Origin of the sequence: Pseudomonas sp., from assembly GCF_033723075.1 — a bacterium.
Taxonomy (GTDB): Bacteria; Pseudomonadota; Gammaproteobacteria; order Pseudomonadales; family Pseudomonadaceae; genus Aquipseudomonas.
The window spans coordinates 157,510-181,346 of sequence record NZ_JAWVXU010000009.1 but is presented as its reverse complement, the minus strand read 5'-3'; the positions used below and the strand labels follow the sequence as shown (position 1 = coordinate 181,346).

The window sequence follows — 23,837 nt, the reverse complement described above, 5'->3', positions numbered from 1 at the left end:
CGCTCGGCCATGCTGCGTTGAAATCAGCCTCAAAATGCTCATGTACAACTCGTACACTCCGCTTTTTCGGCTGATTTCGCCTTGCCTGGCCATCGCTCGCTACTTTTGTAAACACCCTCTAAGGCATCGCCGCGAAAGCGGCGGCGCATTACGGATTGTCGAGCATTTTGCCGCCGGTGCTTGCACGGTACAACCGGGTACGACGGTCATCCGGGTGATTGTTGCATGAAGTATTGGTCCTCATCGCGCAGGGATTTTCTCAAGACCGTCGCGGGACTCGCGGTATCAGGCAAATTGCTCGCACAAACCCGCGGGCCGCTTCAGCGGCCGGTATTGATCGTGGGAGGCGGCCTGGCCGGGCTCGCGGTGCTCGATGCGCTGAAGGCCGCTGGCCGGCAAGCGGTGCTTTTCGAGGCGTCGGCGCGCCTCGGTGGACGCATCCTGACGATACGTGACGGATTGGAGCCGGGGCTTCGCGCCGAAGCCGGCGGCGAACAGGTCATGCGCAGCCACCAACGCGTGCACCGGCTCGCCGGCGACTTGCGAATCCCGCTGATCGACTACCCGATCCTCGAAGGGGATCTGGTATTCCGCCACCGCGGCCGCATGCTTCGTTTCCGTCTTCCGTCCGACCTCCCCGCCGATTTGACCGACGGACTGTCACCGTGGGAGAAAACCCGCTGGCCGCACCGCCTGCACCTTGCGTATACCGTGAATGCCGACCCGCTGGCCGACGACGATCCCCGCAACGCCCTGCAGTGGCTGCGGGATCTCGGGCTTTCGCGACGCGGCGAAACCTTCGTTCGGGCCTTCGCCGCGGTTGACCCGGAGCAAATCAGCGCCGCGCACTTCCAGCGCATTGCGCGCCGCGAGGCCACCGGCGGTAACTCGCAGGCCCTGGCGGGCGGCAGCGATCGCCTGACCGAGGCATTGGTCGCACGACATGCGCAATCGATCCGGCGCAACACGCCAATCAGGAGCGTGGTGATCGGCGAGAACACGGCGACGCTCCTGGATGCGGCTGGCGAGGCCCACGTCGCCGATCAGGTCGTGCTGGCGCTGCCGCTGGGGCCGTTGCTGGCGTTGGACTACCGGCCGGGACGACCACGCTGGCTGTCGCGCTGGGGTGAAGCGCGGGTCGTCGCCCATGAATTGAAGGTGCATGCGCAGGTGGATGCCCGGGAGTTCGCGGCGCTTGGCATCCGCCAGCACATCATGGGGTTCGAATTCCCGCGAATGACCTGGCTACTTCCGGAGCGTTCCGCGAACGGTAAAGCGGTACTCAGCACCACGGCGGTCAACCGGCACCTTGCGCGGCTCCAGGAGGCCCGGTTTCGCGGCGTCCAGGACATGGAGCGGCTGCTAAGACAGCAACTTCCCCTGCTACGCACCTTAGCGGTGAAGACGCGCGGGGAAGACTGGGAGCACAATCCGCTGATCGGCGGGGCTTACACCTATGTTCCCGCTGGGTCGCGGGGGTCGCCCCCGGTGCAGCGTGAAGGCCCGCTGGTTCTCGCGGGATCGGACTACTCCGATTATTCGGGTTGGATGGAGGGCGCCCTGCAATCCGCCGAAGCGGCCGTTAGCGAGATCCTTCGCTACTCCCCCTGAAATCAGTGCTCGTCAGACATAGAATTTTCGCCGAATCGGACCCAGCAAATTCTGCGTGAAGACATCGCGTTGTTCGCGACAGCCAGATCATCACCCTTCTCAAGCTCGGCGAGCGTTTACAAATGGCGCGCCAGGTTTGGCCGCATGGATGCTTCATTTACCCAGGCGGTCATCATTCTTGGTAGCTGGCAGCACGATGAAAGCAGCTCACGGGTCAAGCCATTCGCTCCGCTCATTCAGGAGCGTGTTCCCCGCCTCGCCTTAGCCTGATGGTTAGGCTTTTTACCTAGTTCACTCGAGAGAACAGTGAAAAAACCACCCACTACTACATCACTCAAACCCGCAGGCAAGGCACTCAAAATGTCTTCGTTTTGTGCCATGGATGGCGAAACGCTGGTGCTGAATATCCTGGGCACACCTGGCGCGAAGAAGGATGCCATTGGCAAGGCGAAAGGCGCTCAGCTCAAGGTTAGCGTCACTGCCAGCCCGGTCGCGGGCAAAGCCACCGACCACATGGTCAGGTTTCTCGCTGAAGAATTTGCGGTATCGGCTGCCGACATAACGGTTGTTTTTGGCCGCTATAACATCAATAAGCAGTTACGTATCAGGGCGCCAAAAAAGTTGCCTCCGGTAGTGGCCAAGGCCATTTCAGGAGTAGTGGCGGACAGGTAACAAGGCCACCCAGGCCAAACTCGACCATCGCAGCAGCAAACAGGCACCAAAGTACTATTCGTGCCGGGCCCTCGGCTTCGTACCCTGAGGCTATGATGCGTCTAACCCTGCTCCTCGCCCTGCCGGTTCTCCGCGCCCTGACTGCTTTGCACGGGGTGACTGCAGCACTTGCGCTGCTGGTGCTGTTCGGCTGTGCAACCGCAACGGCTGCCGAACCGGCTGAAGATGCCGGCAGCCGATTGCCTGTGCTGACCCTCAGTGTGCTGCAGTTCGGTACCGCGCACTGGGGGCTCGAGCATCTGCAGCGCCGGCAGCTGGACCGGGCGCATGGCTTCGAACTCAAGGTCAGGCTGGTCGCCGATTTGCCGGCTTCGCGGCTGGCGGTGTCCAGTGGCAGCGTCGATGGTGCCGTGGCCGATCTGCTCTGGACGCAGGCGCGTTATGCCGCCGGTACGCCCTTTGTGTATCTGCCGTTTTCGTCGCAGATCGGCGAGATCGTGGTCGCCAGCGACAGTACCATCGACCAGGTGGCCGATCTGGCGGGCAAGCGCATCGGCGTGGCCGGCGGGCCTGACAGCTTGGGCTGGCTACTGGTGCAGCAAGCGGCCCGCCGGCAAGGCATCGATCTGGGCCACGCTGCCGACATCCAGTACGCCGCGCCGCCGCTGCTGAACCAGGCCCTGCGCCGCGGCCAGGTGGATGCGCTGGTGACCTATTGGCACTTTGCCGCACGCCTGCGTGCCGAGGGCGACAGCCGCTCCGCCTTTGCCCTGGATGACCTGCTGCAGGCGCTGGGCCTGCACCCCGACCTGCCGGTGCTGGGCTATGTCTTCCCGCAGGCCTGGGCCGGGCAGCATCCGGAGTTGCTCGGCAAGTTCGACCGCGCGCTGCGCCAGAGCAACAGCGAGCTGGCCGCCACCCCGGCGCATTGGGACGCCATCCGGCCGCTGATGCGCGCCGAGGACGACGCGGTATTTGCCGCGCTGCGGGACGGCTTCGTCGCGGGGATTGCCGAACCGCTGGATGCCGAGCGCGTCAGCGACCTGCGTCGCCTGCTGACCCTGAGCGGAACCGATCCGGCGCAGCTGCTGCCTGAGGCGCTGTTTTTCCGGGCCGGGCCATGAAACCGCCACGCTGGACCTACTGGATCATGCTGCCGCTGACCGTGGCGCTGTGGGCCGCGATCGCCGCGACGCTGGAGACGCCGTTGCTGCCCACCCCGAGTGCCGTGCTGGACTCGCTGTGGCGGTCGCTGCAGAGCGGCGACCTGCAGCAGCACTTGGGCGTGACCCTGCGCCGGGTGCTCGTCAGTTTCGTCCTGGCCATGCTGCTCGGCGCGCTCCTGGGCGTGTGGATGGGCCGCTCGGCGTTGGCCAATGCGCTGTTCGATCCCCTGCTGGTGCTGTTCCTCAATCTGCCGGCGCTGGTCACCATCATTCTGCTGTATGTCTGGTTCGGCCTGGTCGAAGCGGCGGCGGTCCTGGCGGTGGTGATCAACAAGGTGCCGAATGTCGCGGTGACGCTGCGCGAGGGTGCGCGCAGCCTCGACCCCAGGCTGGAGCAGATGGCCCAGGTCTACGCCTTCAGCCGCTGGCAGCGGCTGGCGGATGTCTGGCTGCCACAACTGTTCCCCTACCTGATGGCCGCGACTCGCGGCGGCCTGGCACTGATCTGGAAGATCGTGCTGGTGGTCGAGCTGCTCGGCCGCTCCGACGGCATCGGTTTTCAGCTGCACATGGCCTTTCAGGTGTTCGATGTGGCGAGCATCCTGGCCTACAGCCTGGCCTTTATCGCGGTGGTGCAGCTGATCGAGCTGGCGCTGCTGCAACCGCTGGAGCGACGGGCCTCGCGCTGGCGTGAAGCGGGAGCGCAACATGCTTGAGCTACAGATCGACGGCCGGGCCAGCGGCCACCCGATCCTGGGCGCGATCACGGCCCGGGTCGCCGAGGGCGATCGCATCTGCCTGCTGGGGCCTTCCGGCGTGGGCAAGACCACCCTGCTCAATGGCATCGCCGGGCTGGACCGGCGCCTGAGCGAGCGGATGATCAAACGCAGCAGCGAGCTGCGGGTCGGCTACCTGTTTCAGGAACACCGCCTGCTGCCCTGGCGTAGCGTACGCCAGAACCTGGCCATGGTCGGCGCATGCGACGAGGAGATCGACAGGCTGCTGGCCCAGGTCGGCCTGGCCGAGGTCGCCGAGGCGCTGCCGGATCAGCTGTCCCTGGGCATGGCTCGGCGCGCCGCGCTGGCCCGCAGCCTGGCGGTCAAGCCGGACCTGCTGTTGCTGGACGAGCCCTTCGCCTCGCTGGACCCCGACCGTGCCGCCGAGCTGCGTAGCCTGATCACCCGCCTGCTGGACGCGCACCCGCGCATGGCGATGATCTGCGTCACCCACGACGCCAGGGACGCCGACCAGTTGGCCAACCGGCTCTGGTACCTGGATGGTGCACCCGCCGAACTGCAATGGGACCAGCCCCTGACCGCAGTCGCCAGCGCCAGCCGTATCAGCGCGGCGTTGCGCGCGCCATGCGCCTAGCCGCAAGCGGCGCGATTCCTGCGTCAGCAGGCCGTTGAAAAAGGTAGGCGAGGCAGGGGCCCGGTTGCCCGGCCCCCCGCCGAGGTCGTCAGCGACGCGCTTCGAAAATCAGGTTGAAGGGCGTCTCGGCCGCGCGCCGGAAGTGGCTGAAGCCTGCCTTGCGGAACACCTCGGCTAGGCGCGCCTCGCCGGCCTGTGCACCGAGGACGAGATTGCCGCCCTCCGAGATCGCATGGGCACAGCAGATGGTGCTGGACGCCGCGTAGTAGATCCGCGCGACCGGCGAAAGATTGTGCTCGACCCGATCCTGGGCAAACGGCTCGACCAGCATCACCGTGCCGCCGGGCGCCAGCACCCGGGCGGCATGGCGGGCCGCGGCGACCGGATCGCCCAGGTCGTGCAGGCAGTCGAAGAAGCAGATCAGTCCGTACTGTTGGTCCGGGTAGTCCCCCGCCCGGGCCACGTCGAAGCTCACGCGCTCGGCGACGCCGGCATCCGCGGCGTTATGCCACGCCTCGTCGATGGAGGGCCCATGCACATCGAAGCCATGGAAGCGCGACCGCGGGAACGCTCGCGCCATCAGCACGGTCGAGTGGCCGTGGCCGCAGCCCACGTCGGCAACCGCAATGCCGGTCTCCAGTTTTTCGACGACGCCTTCGAGCGCGGGCAGCCACTCCGAGACCAGGCTGGCCCGATAGCCGTTGCGGTAGAAGGCCGCCACGCCGCATTGCAGACGGCCGTCGTGCTCGCCCCAGGCCACGCCCTTGCCGGTGCGAAAGGCGTCGAGGGTCTTCTCCTCGTCGAACCACATCGATGCCGGCACCTGCCAGGCGGGGGGCATGAACACCGGGCTCTCCTCGTCGGCCAGCACCAGCGCCTGCTCGGGTGAAAGTTCGTAGGTATCGCTGACGGCGTGGTAGCCCACGTAGCCACCGGCGGCTTGTGCGTTCAGCCACTCGCGCACGTAGCGCTCGGCGCAGTCCGTGCGGGTAGCCAGTTCCCCGGCGCTGATCGGGCCGACACCCGCCATGGCTTTGTACAGTCCGAGCTTGCTGCCTAAGCTGACCATCACGCCACCGTAGGCGGCGGACAGGTCGCCTACGGCACGCATGACAAAAGACTCCAACTTGGTTTGATCGATTACAGGTGAGTTCATGGTATTGCGCTCCGTTCTTGCTCTGTCGAATGACTCAGAGGTCGCGATCATGATCGTCGCGCTATCCACTCTGCTGAAGAGCCGCAAGCGCCTGGAATCGGTTCGTTCGTGCCATTGGCAGCCGCCTTGCACCGAGGAGGACCACGCAGCATGACCGGACCAGCCAGCCACGGCGGATCGAGCCCCTACCACGTCAGCCTGGTGGCGCTGCCCGACGCCGCGGTTTCCACCCTCGCCGGTATCTTCGATGTGATCAACGGGATCGCGCTGATGGGTATCACCGCGCCGGCACCGTTTCTGGTCGAGATCGTGGGCGAGGCCGTGGGCCCCCTGGAACTGGCGAGCGGCGTTCCGATCTCGGTGCAACGTGCAATCGACAGCATCGAGACCAGCGACATCGTGATCGTCCCGTCGGTGCTGCTGCGCCCGCAAGGCTGGGAGCAAGGCCGCTATCCCCGCCTGGTCGAGTGGCTGCGCAGCATGCACGAGCGCGGCGCCATACTCTGCTCGGCCTGCTCGGGGGTGTTCCTGCTGGCCGAGACCGGGCTGTTCGATGGCAAGGAGGCAACGGTGCACTTCGGCTACGCACAGGCATTCGCGGCCACCTATCCGGCCGTTGCGATTCATCCGGAGCGCGTGCTGGTAATCTCCGGGCAGCACGAGGAACTGGTCAGCTCGGGCGCATCGATGAGCTGGCACGACCTGGTGCTCTACCTCATTGCGCGCTACGCCGGCCCGACCAGCGCCCAGGAAATCGCGCGCCTGTTCGCCCTGCAATGGCACCAGGACGGCCTCGCGCCCTACATCGTCTTCGAGGGCAAGGCCGACCACGGCGACGGCGAGATCCAGAGCGCACAGCAGTGGTTGAGCGAGCACTTCTCGGTCGCCAACCCGGTGGAAGAGATGATCAAGCGCTCGAAGTACGCCGAGCGCACCTTCAAGCGCCACTTCGCGAGCGCGACCGGCCTCACCCCGCTCGCCTACATCCAGCGCCTGCGCATCGAAGATGCCAAGCGCCGGCTCGAACGGACCGACGCCTCGATCGACGAGATCAGCTGGCGGGTCGGCTACGAGGATGCGGCCTTCTTCAGGCGCCTGTTCAAACGCACCACCGGCCTCGCCCCGAGCGCCTACCGCAAGCGTTTCCGCATACCTGACTTCGCGCGGCCGTAGCAGCGAAGGCGATGCGGCAACCGGCGTTTCGCCCGTTTCTGTGTGGCCGCCCTGCTCTATCCGGGGCATGGTGCGGCTCAGGCAGGCATGGCGGCTACGAGCGGCGTCCCGTAGCGGCTCGTGGTGATTCGCGTAAGGGCTGTCCGCAGAAGCTAGACTCACAGGTGCAGTCCGGCTTGAGCCGATTGAAAGCGGCCTGGGCCAGCCGCACGCCAACACCCGGCAGTCCCGGAGGCCCAGCATGCCAACCACAGTTCGCGCCCTGCAGGGCGATATCACTCAACTGCCGGTGCAGGCCATCGTCAACGCGGCAAACGCGTCGCTGCTCGGCGGTGGCGGGGTCGACGGGGCGATTCATCGCGCCGCCGGGCCGCAGCTGCTGGAGGAATGCCGGTGCCTGGGCGGTTGCACCACCGGTGACGCCAAGCTGACCCAGGGCTATCGCTTGCCCGCCGAGTACGTCATCCACACGGTCGGCCCGGTCTGGCATGGCGGCGACCGGGGCGAGCCGGCGCTGCTGGCCTCCTGTTATCGGCGTTCGCTCGAACTCGCCGCGGCCCAGGGCATCCGCAGCCTGGCCTTTCCGAGCATCAGCACCGGCATCTACGGTTACCCGCTCGCACTCGCGGCGCAGGTCGCGGTGAGCACGGTCCGGGCGGCGCTGGAAGAGCTCGCCGACTTCGACGAAGTGATCTTCTGCTGCTTCTCGGCGCGCGACCTGCAGGTTTACCAGCGCCTGCTCGCGGCCCCGCCCGGCGCCCAGCCCTCATCGGCCTAGCAGCTTCGGGTAAGATGCGCGCTGTTTGGCGCCGCGCTCGCGGCGCCTGTCGGGTTGTGGGGAAGTGGCTGTGCAAGTGACAGATGTGGTGATTATCGGCGCCGGTGCCGCCGGCTTGATGTGTGCGCTGACCGCCGCCGGGCGCGGGCGCAAGGTACTGCTGCTCGACCACGCCAACAAGGCCGGCAAGAAGATCCTGATGTCCGGCGGCGGGCGCTGCAATTTCACCAATCTGTACTGCGAGCCGGACAACTTCCTCTCGCAGAATCCGCACTTCTGCAAGTCGGCGCTGGCACGCTATACCCAGTGGGACTTCATCGGTCTGGTGGGCAAGCATGGCGTGGCCTACCACGAGAAGAAGCTCGGCCAGCTGTTCTGCGACCACAAGGCCAGCGACATCCTCGGCATGCTCCTCGACGAATGTGCGCAGGCCGGGGTCGACCTGCGCCTGGAGACCTCGGTCAGCGAGATCGCCAAGCTGGACGCCGGTTACCAGTTGCAGACCAGCGCCGGTCTGGTCAGCTGCGCGTCGCTGGTGATCGCCACCGGCGGCCTGTCGATCCCGACCCTCGGCGCCACGGGCTTCGGCTACCAGGTGGCCAGGCAGTTCGGCCATACCCTGCTGCCGACCCGTGCCGGGCTGGTGCCGTTCACCATCACTGATCCGCAGTTGAAGGCGCTGTGCACGGAGCTGTCCGGCACCTCGGTGGAGGATTGCCTGGTCAGCTGCAACGGCCAGAGTTTCCGCGAGAACATCCTGTTCACCCACCGAGGCCTTTCGGGGCCGGCAATTTTGCAGATTTCCTCGTTCTGGCAACCGGGCGACAGCGTGCATATCGACCTGCTGCCGCATATCGACCTGCCCGAGTGGTTGGCCGAGCAGCAGCGTGAACGGCCGAACAGCGAGCTGAAGACCCTGCTCGCCGAGCTGTTCACCAAGAAGATGGCCGGGTTGCTGGCTGACAACTGGTTCGCCTCCAAACCGATGAAGCAATATACGCCGGGCGAACTCAAGGCGATTGCCGAACAGCTGGCCGACTGGCAGCTGGTGCCGGCCAGCACCGAGGGCTACCGCACCGCCGAGGTGACCCTGGGTGGCGTGGATACCCGCGAGGTATCGTCGAAGACCATGGAATCGCTGAAAAGTCCGGGGCTGTACTTCATCGGCGAGGTACTGGATGTCAGCGGCCATCTGGGCGGCTTCAACTTCCAGTGGGCCTGGGCCTCGGGCTATGCGGCGGCGCAGTACGTCTGAAGCGCGCTTTTGTGGCAGGGCCTTGGCCGCGAGCGGATACGACAAGGGCACGCGCATCGCGGATACATCCGCTCCCAGCAGGCGTCTGGCGGCCGCGCCGGAGATCATTGCGGATGCAGCGCGCCGCCGAACAACCGTGAAGCCCCCCGCCTTATTCAGCCAACAGCTCGATAAACCGCCGGGCGAAGCTGTGCACATCCCCCGGCCAGCGCGCAGAGACGTAGTAGCCGTCGCAGACCACCCAGGCCGGGCGGCTGTCGGTCGGGCTGTCGCGGTGCAGGCCGCTGGTCTTGCGCAGGTGGTCCGGCGCAGTCGCCGGCACCTCGAGAAAATCCGCCGGGTTGGCCAGGGCGCGGCTGACCTCGGCCTGCACGCTCATATGGCCGGCCGGCTCGCCCGGCGCCTCCAGGTAGGTTCGGTAATAGTTCGGCGCCCAGAAGCGGCCGTAGAAGCGGGTCAGGTTCCAGGCGCTCTGCTCCATCGCCCAGGTCAGGGCGGTGGTCTGCCGCCCGTAGAGCGCGGAACGACCATCCGCCCGGCGGCTGCGCGCGGCCAGCAGCACGCCGTGACAGATCGCCGCGACCGGCTTGGCACTGGCGAAAAAGGCGCCGACGAACGCCTGCAGGCACTCGTTCTCCAGATAGGCACGCATGCCGCGGGCCCAGTGCCCGCCGGGTAGCAGCAGGCCGTCGAAGTCCGCCACGGCGAGCTGATCGTAGCGCAGCGGTTGGCGAAACTCGCTGTTCGCCAGCAAGTCGCGGTAGGCCTCGCGCGCGCCACGCCGGGCGCGCAGGAGCAGGCCGAGCAGCTTGAAGCGACGCAATCCAGGCAGCCACCCCCAGGGGTCCAGTCCTTCACCCGTGAGCATCAGCGGATCACCAACGGCCGGCTCGCCATCCAGGGTGGCGAAGCGCACCCGATGGCCGGCCGCGCACAGCAGCTGCCAGCTGACGGCGACTTCGCTGGGATCGAAATCGCGGTTCGGCAGCGCTATCAGAACGGTCTTGGCGGGCATGGCGCGGGCACTCCTTGGCGAAGCTCCGAGCTTAGACGCGGCAGCCCACGCCAGTCGAGTGGCCTGGCAGGCCAAGCTGGTGGGCGAAAAGAAACGACTCCGGCCGCGAACGTGCAGGCAGGGCATCGGCAATGGAACTGACGCGGCGGCCCGCGCTCTGCTACAAAGCTAGCAAGAAGCAAACACGGCCCCATGGTCCACCGGCGCCCCTACTTTTCGTCCAAGGATCGCTCGCCCGCATGACCCAAGACCAAGGTTTGATCTTCACCATCCTCGCCGCCACCATCGGACTGTTCATCTGGGGCCGCTGGCGTCACGACGTGGTCGCCCTCGGCGCCTTGCTGGCCTGCGTGCTGGTCGGCCTGATCCCGGACGCGCAGGCCTTTCGCGGTTTCGGCCACCCTGCGGTGATCACCGTCGCCTGCGTGCTGGTGTTGAGCCACGGCCTGCAAATTACCGGCGTGGTCGATGTGATGGCCCAGCGCATACTGCCCAGCGATGCCGGGCCAATGTTCTCGATTGCCGCACTGACCGGCCTGGGTGCGCTGCTTTCGGCCTTTATGAACAATGTCGGCGCCCTCGCCCTGCTGATGCCGATAGCCTTGCAGATCGCCAGGAAACAGGAGCTGCCGCCCGGTCGCGTGCTGATGCCGCTGGCCTTCGGCACCATTCTCGGCGGCATGACCACGCTGATCGGTACGCCGCCCAACCTGATCGTCTCCAGCTTCCGCGCGCAGAGCGGGGCCGGGCCGTTTACCATGTTCGACTTCAGCCCGGTTGGCGTCGTGGTGGCGCTGGCCGGCGTGCTGTTCATCACCCTGCTCGGCTGGCGCCTGGTACCCAAGCGCGAGGTCGCCGGCGCTGCCAGCTTCGACACCGGCACTTACCTCACCGAGGCTCGAGTCAAGCCGGGGGCCAAGGCGGCCGGCAAGACCTTGCGCGAAGTCGAGCAGTTGCTCGACGAGGCCGACGCCCAGGTGATCGGCATGCTGCGCAACGACCTGCGCCTGTCCGCGCCCAATCCACGGCGGATCCTGCGGGTCGATGACGTGCTGGTGATCGAAGCCGAGCCCGAGGCCCTCGGCACAGTACTCGGCAAGCTGGGCCTGCAACTGGAAGCCGAACGCGAGCAGGAGGCGCAAGCCGACGCGGACAGCTCAGCCGACGCCCAAGACACGGCGAAAAGCCCTGAGGCAGACACCAACAAGAAAGACAGCGGCGACACCGACATTGTCTTGCAGGAGCTGCTGGTGCGCCCCGACTCCCAGCTGATCGGACGCTCGGCCAGCAGCACCCGCCTGCGTAGCCGCTACAGCATCAATCTGCTGGCCATCTCGCGCGCGAGCCATCGGTCGATCAAGCGCCTGCGCTCGACCCTGTTCGAGCGTGGCGATGTCCTGCTGATACAGGGCGCACCAGGCGATATCGCCGAGTTTGCCGGCGACTATGCCTGCGTGCCGCTGGCTGACCGCGCCATCAGCATTCCCAACCCAGGCCAGGCGGGCCTGGCCCTGGGGGTGATGCTGGTGGCCGTAGCGGTCGCCGGCTTTGGCCTGCTCTCGGCCGCGGTGAGTTTTGCCGCTGGGGTACTGGTATTCATGGTGATGCGCGTGGTGCCCCTGCGCGCGGTCTACGAATCCATCGACTGGCCGGTGATCGTCCTGCTCGGCGCGTTGATCCCGGTGGCCGGCGCCATGTCCAGCAGCGGTGCGGCGGACTTGCTGGCACAGCTACTGATGGAACATGTGGCGCAAGGCAACCCGGTGATCGTGCTGACCCTGCTGCTGGTGGTGAGCATGACCCTCTCGGACTTCATGAATAATGCCGCCACCGCCGCGGTGATGTGCCCGATCGCACTGAGCGCTGCCAGCCAGCTTGGGGTCAACCCCGACTCGCTGTTGATGGCGGTAGCGATTGGCGCCTCCTGCTCGTTCCTCACGCCCATCGGCCACCAGAACAACACCCTGATCCTCAGCCCCGGCGGCTTCCGCTTCGGCGATTACTGGCGCCTCGGCCTGCCCCTGGAAATTCTCGTGGTGTTGGTCGGTGTGCCGCTGCTGTTGGTGGTCTGGCCGCTTTAAGATCTCAAGACGCCGGGGTCACGCCGAGGACGATATCGAAGCGTGCCACCTGTTCGCCCGCCCGCGTGCCGGCCACCGGGACGAAAGGCACGATCAGGCGTTCGCGCAGGCGCGGATCGCGGATCGCGTTGAGCACGCCATCGCGCTGATTGAGCGGCTCGCCACGGATGTAGCACTGGGTGACGAAGCGCGGCAGGCCGGGCAGGGTCACGGCGAAATGGATATGCGGGGTGCGCCCCGGGTAGGGCACAGGACGAATGGTCCGGAAGCGGTAGCGGCCGTCGCGGGCGGTTTCGAAGCGGCCATAGCCCTGGAAATTGGCGTCGCGCCTGGCCCGGTCACCGCCACGGCTGTGCAGGTAGATGCCATTGCTATCGACCTGCCAGATTTCCACCAGGGCGCCCTTCAGGGGCTTGCCGCGGGCATCGAGAATCTGCCCGTGCAACTGCACCACGCTGCCGCTGGCTTGAGTCGGTTGCTCGCCGACCTGCAGCAGGTCGTTGTCCTGATCCAGCGGCAGTTGGTCGGGGTAGAAGGGGCCAAGCGTCTGCGCCGGGGTCAGCAGCAGCTCGGCGAAGAGCCCCGGGCTAGCCAGCAGCAAGCTGCCGCCGCCGAGCCCGGCCAGCAGCCGACGGCGACTGATGCGTGTCGGGGTCATGTTTGCCTCCACAGGTCGGATGCCCATCTTTACAGACTAGCTGCCATACCGCGGCCGCGGGGCACTGGCTGCGGCTAGGGCGGCTCGAGCGGCGATCCGCTCGGAGCGTAGCGACAACCCGCCAAATTTTGCGCCGCACCGGAGATCCATGGTGCACTGCCTGCGGCGCCCCTACGGATCGCGGATTGCTCTCAATCCTGGCCGTCGCGAAAACGATGGATCTGCCGGCGTTGCTTCTTGCTTGGCCGGCCGTCGGTCTGCATGCCCAGGGCTCCGGCTTTGCGCTGCGCGGCGGCCTGTTCGCGGCGGACAACGCTTTCGGCGGTTTCGCTGTACAGCGTCTGGGCCTCGGGGGCGCCGCGGCGTACTGCGCAAAGTGCCTGGATCACCACTGTGCGCTCGTCGACGCCAACGCGGATCAGCAGTTCGTCGCCGATCCGCGGCTCCTTGCCCGGTTTGCAGCGCTCGCCCCGACAATGCACCTTGCCGCCCTCGATGGCGGCCTTGGCCAGGGCGCGGGTCTTGAAGAACCGTGCGGCCCACAGCCATTTGTCCAGGCGTATCTTGTCGTCTTCTTTGCCGTCTTCTTTGTCGCCTGCTTTTTTATTGCTCATTGCGCTCTCGATCGAAACAGTCAGAGGTTGTGAAAATATCGAACGAAACGCCGCAGCCGGCGTTTTTTTTGCGCTCCGGAGTCACTCGTCGCACACAGCGCACCGTGGCTTATCGCCGCGGTAGCAATCCTGACGGGTTGTCGCTGCGCTGCGAATGGATCGACGCCCGAGCCTCCCTGCGAAGTTGCAGCGATCACAGCAGGCGGGCGTTTTTTCACAACCTTTGCGCTCATGTGAATTTTGCCTGATGCAGTTGTCATTAGGCCCAACTAGAATGCCGGGAAATCAGGGAACCTGCCCAACTTGAAGACTTTCGACCACCTCAGCGTGATCGGCCTGCGCGAATGGATCAACCTGCCCGAACTGGGCATGGTCGGTCTGCGCGCGAAAATCGACACCGGCGCCAGCACCTCCTGCCTGCACGCCAGCGATATCCAGCCGTTCCAGCGCGATGGCGAAGACTGGGTGCGCTTCACCGCGCACCTCGGCACCCTGGTGCAGCGCCGCCATCGCTGCGAGGCGCCGCTGGTGACGGTGAAGAACATCAAGAGTTCCACCGGCCATGTGCAGAGCCGCTACGTGATCCGTACCCGCCTGGTCCTGGGCGATCGCCTGTGGCCGGTGGAATTCACCCTGACCTGCCGCAAGACCATGCGCTACCGCGTGCTGCTCGGTTCCAAGGCGCTGGTTGCTGGCCAACTGGTGGTCAACCCGGCGCTGACCTACGTTCAAGACAAACCCTCGCTTGCTGACCTTTCTGGTGCCCCATGAAAATCGCCGTGCTGTCGCGCAATCCGCGCCTGTATTCCACTCGTCGCCTGGTCGAAGCCGGTCAGTTGCGCGGCCATGAGGTGGTGGTCATCGACACCCTGCGTGCCTACATGAACATCGCCAGCCACAAGCCGCAGATCCACTACCGCGGCAAGCCGCTGGAAGGCTTCGACGCGGTGATTCCGCGGATCGGCGCCTCGGTGACTTTCTATGGCTGTGCGGTGCTACGCCAGTTCGAGATGATGGGCGTATTCCCGCTCAACGAGTCGGTGGCCATCGCCCGCTCGCGCGACAAGCTGCGCTCACTGCAACTGCTCTCAAGGCGCGGCATCGGCTTGCCGGTCACCGGCTTCGCCCACTCCCCCGATGATATCGACGACCTGATCCAGATGGTCAATGGCGCGCCGCTGGTGATCAAGGTGCTGGAAGGCACCCAGGGCATCGGCGTGGTGCTCTGCGAAACCGCCAAGGCCGCCGAGTCGGTGATCGAGGCCTTCATGGGTCTCAAGCAGGACATCATGGTCCAGGAGTACATCAAGGAAGCCGGCGGCGCAGACATCCGCTGTTTCGTGGTTGGCGACAAGGTGATCGCCTCGATGAAACGCCAGGCCAAGCCCGGCGAGTTCCGCTCCAACCTGCACCGCGGCGGCAGCGCCAGCCTGATCAAGATCACCCCGGAGGAGCGCATGACCGCGATCCGCGCGGCCAAGGTAATGGGCCTGTCGGTCGCCGGGGTCGACATCCTGCGTTCCAACCACGGCCCGCTGGTGATGGAGGTCAATTCATCCCCGGGCCTGGAAGGCATCGAGGCCACCACCGGCAAGGATGTCGCCAGCCTGGTGATCCAGTACCTGGAAAAGAACGGCAGCCCCAACCGCACGCGCACCCGGGGCCAGGGCTAGGGCTAGGGCGAGGGAAAAGCACCACTAACCCAACGAAGCTACGGCCACCCTCAACACCTGATTGCTGCAGGGTCTTGTGAGTGGCCGGTCAGACCGCATCGCGCGGCAACAACAGCCCCAGCGGCAGACAGACCCGCGCCTCCAGGCCTCCGCCAGAACGGTTGCGCAGTTCGACGCTGCCGCCGTGCAGGGCGGCGATGCGTTTGACGATGGCCAGACCGAGCCCGGCACCCTGGCCGCCGCGGGCGCGGTCGCCGCGGATGAAGGGATTGAAGATGCTGCCCAGCTCGGCCGGATCGATGCCGGCACCGCGGTCGAGCACGCTGAGCACGACGTAGGGCGCGCTGCAGTCGCCGGACACCGACACGGCGACTTCGACCGCATTGCCACCATAGCGCAGGGCGTTCTCGATCAGATTGACCAGCAGGCGCTTGATCGATACCCGCCGCAGCGGAAAGATCGGCACCGGCTCCAGGCACAGGCGTACCAGCTCCCGCTGCTGGTTATAGGGTGCCACCACTTCGCGGATCAACTCGAGCAGGTCGAGCTGTTCCAGCGGCTCGTCGCGACCGTCGCGGATAAAGGCGAGGAACTGGTCGAGAATCGCATCCATGTCCTCGATATCGCGGACCATGTCCTCGGTCAGTTCGGAGTCGTTGTTCAACAGTTCCAGGGACAGGCGCAAGCGGGTCAACGGCGTACGCAGGTCGTGGGACACCCCGGCCAGCATCAGCTCGCGCTCGCGGCCGGCCTGCTCGACATCCTCGGCCATCTGGTTGAAGGCGCGATAGACCTCGGTCATCTCGCTCGGCGTATCGCTGACTGGCAGGCGCACGCTGCGGCCCTGGCCGAGCTGGCGGGCGGCGAACACCAGGCGTTTCAAGGGCGCATTGAGCTGGCGCACGAAGATCCAGGCCGCGGCGGTGGACAGCAGGCCGATGCCGAGGAACCAGCCGAGCACGTTCCAGATCCGCTGGCCGCGCAGTGGGTGCGGATACAGCGGCACCCGCAGCCACTCGTCGCCCAGCGCCGGGGCATGTACCCACAGCGCCGGCGGGCTTTTCGCACGCACCCGCACCTCGGTCTCCGGGCCGAGTTCGACCTGCATCTGCCGTTGGAAAATCTCGCTGTAGGGCCAGTGCTGTTCGCTGGCCGGCACCTGGTCGCGGGGCGTGCGCTTGAGCCCCGCCGCCTCGGCGATGGTCGCGCGATCCTCTGGGTCGGCCGCCCAGTAGGCGCGCAGGGTCAACGCCGCGCCATGGCTGTACTGGCGGTCGACCAGCACGTCCTCGTTCATCATCAGATAAACCAGGGTTAGCGCCTTGGAGAACAGCACCACGATCAGCACCAGCCAGAGGGTGCGGGCGAAGAAGCTTTGCGGGAACCACAGCGGGGTTTTCATAGGCCCTTACAGGAATCTGTAGGAGCGGGCCATGCCCGCGATTGAACTGCGGATCGCGGGAATGGGACAAGCTGTCTCCCACCGCTCCTACGGTGGATCATTGCGCGCTCACTTATTGCCATCGGGCACGAACACATAGCCCACGCCCCAGACCGTCTGGATATAGCGCGGCTTGGACGGATCCGGCTCGATCAACCGGCGCAGGCGCGAGATCTGCACGTCGATGGAGCGCTCCAGGGCGTCCCACTCACGACCCCGGGCCAGGTTCATCAGCTTGTCCCGGGTCAGCGGTTCGCGGGCGTGCTGGACCAGGGCCTTGAGCACGGCGAACTCGCCGGTGGTGAGCATGTGCACCTCGTCGCCCTTCTTCAGTTCGCGGGTAGCCAGCGACAGTTCGTATTCGCCGAAACTCACGCTCTCGTCCTCGCTACCCGGCGCGCCCGGCACCAGCGGGGCCTGGCGACGCAGCACGGCCTTGATCCGCGCCAGCAGTTCGCGCGGGTTGAAGGGTTTGGCCAGGTAGTCGTCGGCGCCCAGCTCCAGGCCCTGGATACGGCTGGTTTCGTCGCCCTTGGCGGTGAGCATGATGATCGGCACCTGATTGTTCGCCGCACGCAGCCGGCGGCACGCAGACAAGCCGTCCTCGCCCGGCAGCATCAGGTCGAGCACCACCAGATGGAACAGCTCGCGCGCCAGCAGGCGATCCATCTGCTCGACGTTTTCCACCGTGCGCACGCGGTAGCCCTGCTCCTCGAAGAAGCGCTCGAGCAGGCGCCGCAAGCGGGCATCGTCATCGACAACCAGAATTTTCTCGCCTTCAAGCGGAAGTGCAGTGCTGCTCATAGAAGCTCCTTGACCGAGAATCTGCGCCGCCCGTCGGGCGTGAACAGTTTCCAATGCCGGCATTATGGCTCAGCCACCGCGATCACCGGTGCAGCCATTGTTAGCAGATTTGTCGCCGAGGGCGGGAACGCGGCGGTTGGAGCGGCGGCGGGCGCCCAGCCCATGCCCATGCCCATGCCCATGCCCGCGAAACGGGCAACGCAACAGCTGCACGGGCACGGCCCGCACCTGCATAAATTCACCTCGAGCTTCGCTTGCCGCTCACAGCCTGCCTCTTGGGTATAATGCCGGTCTTTTGCGGCAGGCCCGGCCTGCCTTCATTCCCCTGTCAGGTGGCTCTATGGACAGCATCAACAACCGCATCGCCGAAGAACTGGGCGTGCGCCCGCAACAGGTCGCCGCCGCGGTGGCGCTGCTCGATGAAGGCTCGACCGTGCCGTTCATCTCCCGCTACCGCAAGGAAGTCACCGGCAGCCTGGATGACACCCAGCTGCGCCACCTCGAAGAGCGCCTGCGCTATCTGCGCGAGCTGGACGACCGGCGCGCGAGCATCCTTGCCAGTATCGAGGAACAGGGCAAGCTGACCCCGGAGCTGACTCGCGAGATCAACCTGGCCGAGACCAAGACCCGCCTCGAAGATCTGTATCTGCCCTACAAGCAGAAACGCCGCACCAAGGGCCAGATCGCCCTGGAAGCCGGCCTCGGCGAACTGGCCGACGCCCTGTTCAATGACCCCAGCCTGGCCCCGGAGAGCGAAGCCGCACGCTTCGTCGATGCCGAAAAAGGCTTCGCCGACATCAAGGCGGTGCTCGAAGGCGCCAAGTACATCCTCATGGAACGCTTCGCCGAAGACGCCACCCTGCTGGCCAACCTGCGCAGCTTCCTCAAGGACAACGCCACCCTCAGCGCCCGCCTGATTGCCGGCAAGGAGCAGGAAGGCGCCAAGTTCCGCGATTACTTCGAGCACGACGAGAAGCTGAAAAATGCCCCCTCGCACCGTGCCCTGGCGATCTTCCGCGGGCGCAACGAGGGTTTCCTCAGCGCCAGCCTGAAGATCGGTGAAGAACTGCCCGGTACCCTGCACCCTTGCGAAGGCATGGTCGCCGAGCGCTTCGGCATCAGCAACCAGGGCCGCGCCGCCGACAAGTGGCTGGGCGAAGTGGTGCGCTGGACCTGGAAGGTCAAGCTCTACACCCACCTGGAAACCGACCTGCTCGGCGAGCTGCGCGAAGGTGCCGAAGACGAGGCGATCGCGGTGTTCGCGCGCAACATGCACGACCTGCTGCTGGCCGCCCCGGCCGGGCCGCGCGCGACCCTGGGCTTCGACCCGGGCCTGCGCACCGGCTGCAAGGTCGCGGTGGTCGACAGCACCGGCAAGCTGCTCGACACCGCCACCGTCTACCCGCATGCGCCGCGCAATGACTGGGACGGCACCCTCAACACCCTGGCCAAGCTGTGCGCCAAGCACTCGGTCGACCTGGTGGCCATCGGCAACGGCACCGCCAGCCGCGAAAGCGACAAGCTGGTGATCGAGCTGATCAAGAAGCACCCGGCGCTCAAGCTCACCAAGATCATGGTCAGCGAAGCCGGCGCTTCGGTGTATTCGGCCTCGGAACTGGCGTCCAAGGAATTCCCCGACCTCGACGTGTCGATTCGCAGCGCCGTGTCCATCGCCCGCCGCCTGCAGGACCCGCTGGCCGAGCTGGTGAAGATCGACCCGAAATCCATCGGCGTCGGCCAGTATCAGCACGACGTATCCCAGCTCAAGCTGGCGCGCAGCCTGGACGCGGTGGTGGAAGATTGCGTGAACGCCGTCGGCGTCGACGTCAATACCGCCTCGGTCGCCCTGCTGGCACGGATCTCCGGGCTGAATGCGACCCTGGCGCAGAACATAGTCGCGCACCGCGATGCCAACGGCGCCTTCAAGACCCGCGACGCGCTGAAGAAGGTGTCGCGCCTGGGCGAGAAAACCTTCGAGCAGGCCGCCGGCTTCCTCCGCGTAATGAACGGCGACAACCCCCTGGACGCCTCGGCGGTGCACCCGGAAACCTACCCGCTGGTGCAGCGCATCGCCGTGGATACCGGTCGCGACATCCGCTCGCTGGTTGGCGACGCGGCCTTCATCAAGCGCCTCGACCCGAAAAAATTCACCGACGAAAGCTTCGGCCTGGTGACCGTCGGCGACATCCTCGCCGAGCTGGAAAAGCCCGGCCGCGATCCACGCCCGGAATTCAAGACCGCCGAATTCCAGGAGGGTGTCGAGACCCTCAAGGATCTCGAGCTGGGGATGATCCTCGAAGGTGTGGTGACCAACGTCACCAACTTCGGCGCCTTCGTCGACATCGGCGTACACCAGGACGGCCTGGTGCACATCTCGGCGCTGTCGGAGAAGTTCATCAAGGACCCACACGAAGCGGTCAAGGCCGGCGACGTGGTCAAGGTCAAGGTGATGGAGGTGGATATCCCGCGGGGCCGCATCGCCCTGTCGATGCGCATGGGCGACACCCCGGGCGAAAAAATCGAGGGCACGCGCAGCGGGCAACGTGGCGGCGGCAAGCGCGACGCCAGCCCTCGCCCAGCGGCCAGTACGCCACGCGCCGAGCCGCAGCCCGCCAGCAACGCCGCCATGGCCGCGCTGTTCGCCAACGCCAAGCAGTTGAGGAAGTAACCAATGAGCAACACGTCCCCGGTCGGCCAGGACAGCGCATTCAGCAAGCTGCTCGGCATGACCATCGATAAAGCCGAGGATGGTGAATCCCAGGTGCGCATGAGCATGCAGGACCACCTGCTCAATCTGCACGGACGCATGCACGGCGGCGCATTGTTCTCGCTGATCGACACGGCGCTCGGCCAGGCCAGTCACAGCCTGTTCGGCGGCGAGGCCGGCAGCATGACCCTGGAATGCAAGGTCAACTACATCCGCGCGGTCAGCGAAGGCGAAATCGTCTGCAACGCCCGCGTGCTGAATGCCGGACGCAAGGTGCATGTGCTGGAAGCGCGAGTGCAGCAGGGCGACAAACTGATCGCCACGGCCCAGGCCACTTTTATCTGCAAGTGACCCGCCAGACCCGGCGGCGCCGACAGCGAACGCCGGCCCCAGGTGCAGGGGGCCGAGGTGCACCTGGGCGACAAGCGGGTCGCAAAGGCACAAGCAGCCTTCGTCAGCGTGTAATCGCCTGCGCCCAGACTGGGCTAGGGTAACCAGGCCGTGCTGCGCCCAGAGTGGACAGCCGCGGCGCAATTCGCCGTTATCGGCCCCCTTGTAGAGCAATCGATTCGCCCCCATATTGAGGCGACCGATGCGTGAAGGAATGCAATTTTGAGCGACCTGTTCTCCCGCCGCCTGGCCCTGCTTGGCGAGCGCGCCAACCTCTCCCTGCTTTCCAAGTGCTTGCACGGCATCGAGCGCGAATGCCTGCGCGTCGACGGCGACGGCCAACTGGCCCTGACCCCGCACCCGTCAGCGCTCGGCTCGGCATTGACTCACCCGCTGATCACCACGGACTATTCCGAGGCCCTGCTGGAGTTCATCACCCCGGCCGAGCCCGACCCGGCCACCACCCTGGCCGATCTCGAACAGATCCATCGCTTCGTCTACAGCCAGCTCGACGGCGAATACCTGTGGAGCCCGTCGATGCCCTGCCCCCTGCCGGACGAGGAGACGATTCCAATCGCCGAGTACGGCAGCTCGCATATCGGCAAGCTCAAATACGTCTACCGCCAGGGCCTGGCGCTGCGTTACGGCAAGACCATGCAATGCATCGCCGGCATTCACTACAACTTTTCCGTGCCGGACAGCCTGTGGACACTGCTGCAGCAGGCCGAGGGCAACACACGCAACGCGCGCGATTACCAGTCGGCGCGCTACATCGCCCTGATCCGCAATTTCCGCCGCTACAGCTGGCTGCTGATGTACCTGTTCGGCGCCTCGCCGGCGCTGGACGCGGGCTTCTTGCGTGGCCGCCCGCACCAATTGCAGCAACTCGATGACGAGACCCTGTACCTGCCCTACGCCACCAGCCTGCGCATGAGCGACCTGGGTTATCAGAGCAACGCCCAGGCCGGCCTCACGCCCTGCTACAACGACCTGGCCAGCTACACCGACAGCCTGCGCCAGGCTGTCGCCACGCCCTACCCGCCCTATGTCGAAATCGGCAGCAAGAAGGACGGCGAATGGCTGCAACTCAACACCAACATCCTGCAGATCGAGAACGAGTACTACTCGAACATCCGGCCGAAACGCGTGGCCCACAGCGGTGAACGACCGATCCAGGCACTGATGGCCCGTGGCGTGCAATACATCGAAGTGCGCTGCCTGGACATCAACCCCTTCCTGCCGTTGGGCATCGACCTGGTCGAGGCACGCTTCCTCGACGCCTTCCTGCTGTTCTGTGCGCTGCAGGAAAGCCCGCCACTGGGCGGCGACGAATGCCACGCCTGCACCGACAACTTCCTCAAAGTGGTCAAGGACGGCCGCCGCCCCGGCCTGCACCTGCAGCTGCAGGGCAAGCCCGTGGCGCTGCAGGCCTGGGCCCACGAACTGCTCGACAGCATCCAGCAAACGGCCAGCCTGCTCGACCAGAGCCATGGCGACGACGCATACAGCCAGGCCTTACAGGCCCAGCGCGCCAAGGTCGACGACGCCAGCCTGACGCCTTCGGCCCAGGTGCTGGCGCGCCTGCAGCAGGGCGAAAGCTTCAGCCAATTCGCCCTGCGCCAGAGCAAGCAGCACGCCGACTACTTCCGCAGCCAGCCGTTGAGTGCGGAGCAGCAGACCGCCTTCGAATCCGCGAGCGCACGCTCACTGCGCGAGCAGGCGGAGCTGGAAGCTCAGGAAGAGGGCGATTTCGACAGCTTTGCCGCGGCCTACCAGGCGAGCATCCTGGCACCGGGGATTTAGGCTGGGAAAATATCGAAGGCCATCGCAAGAGCGCCGTCGGGCGAGCGCAACGCAACGCAGTTGCAGCCGCCCGGCGACGGTCGCAGCAGGCAAGCGATTTTTTCTCAGCCTCTTAGTCGATCCGATCACAAAAACAACCAGCGGGGCAAAAGCCGAGACCGGCGGCGCGACCAAAGGGGCCAAGCACAACTAGCATAGGCACAGAGCTATCAACATGAGCCGTGCCCATGGAGTTCGACGCCAAACCCAAGGATGACCGTCACTGGAGTCTGGAAAGCTTGAACAAGGCTTACCAGCAAGGCTACATGGCGGGCCTCACCGGCCACCCCAATAGCCGCCACGACCACCGCGCCGAGGTGCTTGCTGCTGCCTGGGAGGCTGGCTGGGACGACGGTCATGGGCAACTGCTGCGCCAGCAGAAAAGCGCCTGAACCAGGACCATTCGCAGCCCTGCCATTTGCCTGTTCGGCACGCCTCTTGCCATTCTTCCCACAGTCGCCACTGCGCAACTTGTTGCACAGCAAAATGTGGATAAGCCTGTGGATACTTCGCTGCAGGCCATACAAGTAAAGGCCTGCAGATCAGTGCGCAACTTCTTGCGCACCACTGCGCAAGAAGTTGCGCAGTTTTCCGTGATCTAGCGCACGCCGTGACTTTAATATTATTTGCGGTCATGCCAACTACTTGATTTGTATCGCATTTATAAATATGGCACGTTTATCGCTTTCTACTGGGCTCCCGGATCGCTTCAGATCCATGACCCAAGGCAAGGAAAGCACTCATGCCAACACCCGCGTATCTCTCCCTCGAAGGCACCAAGCAAGGCCTGATCACCGCTGGCACCTTCACCGAAGATTCGGTCGGTAACATCTTCCAGGAAGGTCATGAAGACCAGATCCTGGTTCAAGCCTTCAACCACCAGGTCATCATCCCGCGCGATCCGCAGTCCGGTCAGCCGACTGGCCAGCGCGTGCACAAGCCGCTGATGATCACCAAGGTGTTCGACAAATCCTCGCCGCTGATCTTCAACTCCCTGACCTCCGGTGAGCGTCTGAACAAGTGCCGTCTGGAGTGGTACCGCACTTCCTCCACCGGTACCCAGGAGCACTACTTCACCATCGAGCTGGAAGATGCCGTGATCGTCGACGTGCAGTCGCGCATGCCGAACTGCCAAGACCCGAACATGTCGCACTTCACTCACCTGGAAGACGTGTACTTCACCTACCGCAAAATCGTCTGGACCCACGAAGTCTCCGGCACTTCCGGCTCCGACGACTGGCGTACCCCGATCGCAGCCTAAGTACTGGCTGAGTTCGCGTAGCATCGCTTCGGCCAGGCATCGTCCTGGCCGAAGCGTTTCAGTGCGATGGCCCTACAAAAACGTCGAATGCGCCCAGGCGTCAGCTCGACGCTTGCGTAAAATGGCTGGTCTATTCATGGAACGATAACTCCCGGAGCCAAGGCTCATG

The 23,837-nt window shown here is 65.4% G+C and carries 22 protein-coding genes; 16 read left to right on the top strand and 6 right to left on the bottom strand.

What is annotated here, in order from left to right; all coding sequences use genetic code 11:
* Window positions 1–225: 225 nt before the first annotated feature.
* From R3355_RS12905 to R3355_RS12885, 5 genes are all read left to right on the top strand, one after another.
* On the top strand, window positions 226–1,611 hold the full coding sequence (locus R3355_RS12905) for a flavin monoamine oxidase family protein (protein WP_318961532.1): 1,386 nt from the start codon (window positions 226–228) through the stop codon (window positions 1,609–1,611).
* A 306-nt stretch (window positions 1,612–1,917) separates the two neighbouring features.
* Window positions 1,918–2,283, top strand: a complete 366-nt coding sequence (locus R3355_RS12900) for a DUF167 family protein (protein ID WP_318961531.1) — start codon at window positions 1,918–1,920, stop codon at window positions 2,281–2,283.
* Window positions 2,284–2,375: 92 nt separating this feature from the next.
* Window positions 2,376–3,407: an ABC transporter substrate-binding protein gene (locus R3355_RS12895; protein WP_413243507.1), complete on the top strand. Its 1,032-nt coding sequence runs from the start codon at window positions 2,376–2,378 to the stop codon at window positions 3,405–3,407.
* Entirely contained in the window at window positions 3,404–4,165 is a 762-nt protein-coding gene (locus tag R3355_RS12890; protein WP_318961529.1) for an ABC transporter permease, read from the top strand. Before R3355_RS12895 ends, R3355_RS12890 begins: the two co-directional genes overlap by 4 nt.
* Window positions 4,158–4,820, top strand: coding sequence for an ATP-binding cassette domain-containing protein (locus R3355_RS12885; RefSeq protein ID WP_318961528.1), 663 nt, complete (start codon window positions 4,158–4,160; stop codon window positions 4,818–4,820). The genes R3355_RS12890 and R3355_RS12885 overlap by 8 nt, the downstream gene beginning before the upstream one ends.
* A gap of 88 nt (window positions 4,821–4,908) precedes the next feature.
* Here R3355_RS12885 and R3355_RS12880 read toward each other — a convergent pair whose 3' ends face one another.
* Window positions 4,909–5,961: a class I SAM-dependent methyltransferase gene (locus tag R3355_RS12880; RefSeq protein WP_318961573.1), complete on the bottom strand. Its 1,053-nt coding sequence runs from the start codon at window positions 5,959–5,961 to the stop codon at window positions 4,909–4,911.
* Between the two features lie 165 nt (window positions 5,962–6,126).
* On the opposite strand from R3355_RS12880, the gene R3355_RS12875 reads away from it, so the two are divergent.
* The 3 genes from R3355_RS12875 to R3355_RS12865 all read left to right on the top strand — a co-directional run bounded on the left by R3355_RS12875 (window position 6,127) and on the right by R3355_RS12865 (window position 9,182).
* On the top strand, window positions 6,127–7,149 hold the full coding sequence (locus R3355_RS12875) for a GlxA family transcriptional regulator (protein WP_318961527.1): 1,023 nt from the start codon (window positions 6,127–6,129) through the stop codon (window positions 7,147–7,149).
* 241 nt (window positions 7,150–7,390) lie between these two features.
* A complete protein-coding gene (locus R3355_RS12870) occupies window positions 7,391–7,927 on the top strand; it encodes an O-acetyl-ADP-ribose deacetylase (RefSeq protein WP_318961526.1) in 537 nt (178 codons plus the stop codon).
* Window positions 7,928–7,997: 70 nt separating this feature from the next.
* Window positions 7,998–9,182, top strand: coding sequence for an NAD(P)/FAD-dependent oxidoreductase (locus R3355_RS12865; RefSeq protein WP_318961525.1), 1,185 nt, complete (start codon window positions 7,998–8,000; stop codon window positions 9,180–9,182).
* A gap of 151 nt (window positions 9,183–9,333) precedes the next feature.
* Here the strand turns inward: R3355_RS12865 and R3355_RS12860 are convergent, their stop codons facing one another.
* A complete protein-coding gene (locus tag R3355_RS12860; RefSeq protein WP_318961524.1) occupies window positions 9,334–10,197 on the bottom strand; it encodes a type 1 glutamine amidotransferase domain-containing protein in 864 nt (287 codons plus the stop codon).
* Window positions 10,198–10,436: 239 nt separating this feature from the next.
* Between R3355_RS12860 and R3355_RS12855 the strand changes: the two genes are divergently transcribed.
* The gene (locus R3355_RS12855) at window positions 10,437–12,278 is read left to right on the top strand and encodes an SLC13 family permease (RefSeq protein WP_318961523.1); all 1,842 of its coding nucleotides are present in this window, start codon (window positions 10,437–10,439) and stop codon (window positions 12,276–12,278) included.
* 4 nt (window positions 12,279–12,282) lie between these two features.
* Here the strand turns inward: R3355_RS12855 and R3355_RS12850 are convergent, their stop codons facing one another.
* The gene (locus R3355_RS12850; protein ID WP_318961522.1) at window positions 12,283–12,936 is read right to left on the bottom strand and encodes a protocatechuate 3,4-dioxygenase; all 654 of its coding nucleotides are present in this window, start codon (window positions 12,934–12,936) and stop codon (window positions 12,283–12,285) included.
* A gap of 191 nt (window positions 12,937–13,127) precedes the next feature.
* The gene (locus tag R3355_RS12845) at window positions 13,128–13,550 is read right to left on the bottom strand and encodes an RNA-binding S4 domain-containing protein (RefSeq protein WP_318961521.1); all 423 of its coding nucleotides are present in this window, start codon (window positions 13,548–13,550) and stop codon (window positions 13,128–13,130) included.
* 336 nt (window positions 13,551–13,886) lie between these two features.
* Between R3355_RS12845 and R3355_RS12840 the strand changes: the two genes are divergently transcribed.
* Both R3355_RS12840 and rimK read left to right on the top strand, forming a co-directional pair.
* On the top strand, window positions 13,887–14,321 hold the full coding sequence (locus tag R3355_RS12840; protein ID WP_413243509.1) for an ATP-dependent zinc protease: 435 nt from the start codon (window positions 13,887–13,889) through the stop codon (window positions 14,319–14,321).
* Window positions 14,318–15,223, top strand: coding sequence for a 30S ribosomal protein S6--L-glutamate ligase (gene rimK, locus R3355_RS12835; RefSeq protein ID WP_318946160.1), 906 nt, complete (start codon window positions 14,318–14,320; stop codon window positions 15,221–15,223). Before R3355_RS12840 ends, rimK begins: the two co-directional genes overlap by 4 nt.
* 88 nt (window positions 15,224–15,311) lie before the next feature.
* Here the strand turns inward: rimK and R3355_RS12830 are convergent, their stop codons facing one another.
* Both R3355_RS12830 and ompR read right to left on the bottom strand, forming a co-directional pair.
* Window positions 15,312–16,625: an ATP-binding protein gene (locus tag R3355_RS12830; protein ID WP_318961520.1), complete on the bottom strand. Its 1,314-nt coding sequence runs from the start codon at window positions 16,623–16,625 to the stop codon at window positions 15,312–15,314.
* A gap of 108 nt (window positions 16,626–16,733) precedes the next feature.
* Window positions 16,734–17,468 carry a two-component system response regulator OmpR gene (gene ompR / locus R3355_RS12825; protein WP_318946158.1) on the bottom strand — a complete coding sequence of 245 codons (735 nt, stop codon included), beginning with the start codon at window positions 17,466–17,468 and terminating at the stop codon, window positions 16,734–16,736.
* A 340-nt stretch (window positions 17,469–17,808) separates the two neighbouring features.
* Here ompR and R3355_RS12820 point away from each other — a divergent pair, with 340 nt between their 5' ends.
* The 5 genes from R3355_RS12820 to R3355_RS12800 all read left to right on the top strand — a co-directional run bounded on the left by R3355_RS12820 (window position 17,809) and on the right by R3355_RS12800 (window position 23,668).
* Complete coding sequence (locus R3355_RS12820) at window positions 17,809–20,136, top strand: Tex family protein (RefSeq protein ID WP_318946157.1); 2,328 nt, start codon at window positions 17,809–17,811, stop codon at window positions 20,134–20,136.
* A gap of 3 nt (window positions 20,137–20,139) precedes the next feature.
* Window positions 20,140–20,526, top strand: a complete 387-nt coding sequence (locus tag R3355_RS12815) for a PaaI family thioesterase (protein WP_318946156.1) — start codon at window positions 20,140–20,142, stop codon at window positions 20,524–20,526.
* Window positions 20,527–20,787: 261 nt separating this feature from the next.
* Entirely contained in the window at window positions 20,788–22,368 is a 1,581-nt protein-coding gene (gshA, locus tag R3355_RS12810) for a glutamate--cysteine ligase (protein ID WP_318961519.1), read from the top strand.
* Between the two features lie 227 nt (window positions 22,369–22,595).
* Window positions 22,596–22,799, top strand: coding sequence for a ribosome modulation factor (gene rmf / locus R3355_RS12805; protein WP_318946154.1), 204 nt, complete (start codon window positions 22,596–22,598; stop codon window positions 22,797–22,799).
* A gap of 350 nt (window positions 22,800–23,149) precedes the next feature.
* Window positions 23,150–23,668: an Hcp family type VI secretion system effector gene (locus R3355_RS12800; RefSeq protein ID WP_318946153.1), complete on the top strand. Its 519-nt coding sequence runs from the start codon at window positions 23,150–23,152 to the stop codon at window positions 23,666–23,668.
* Window positions 23,669–23,837: the final 169 nt, after the last annotated feature.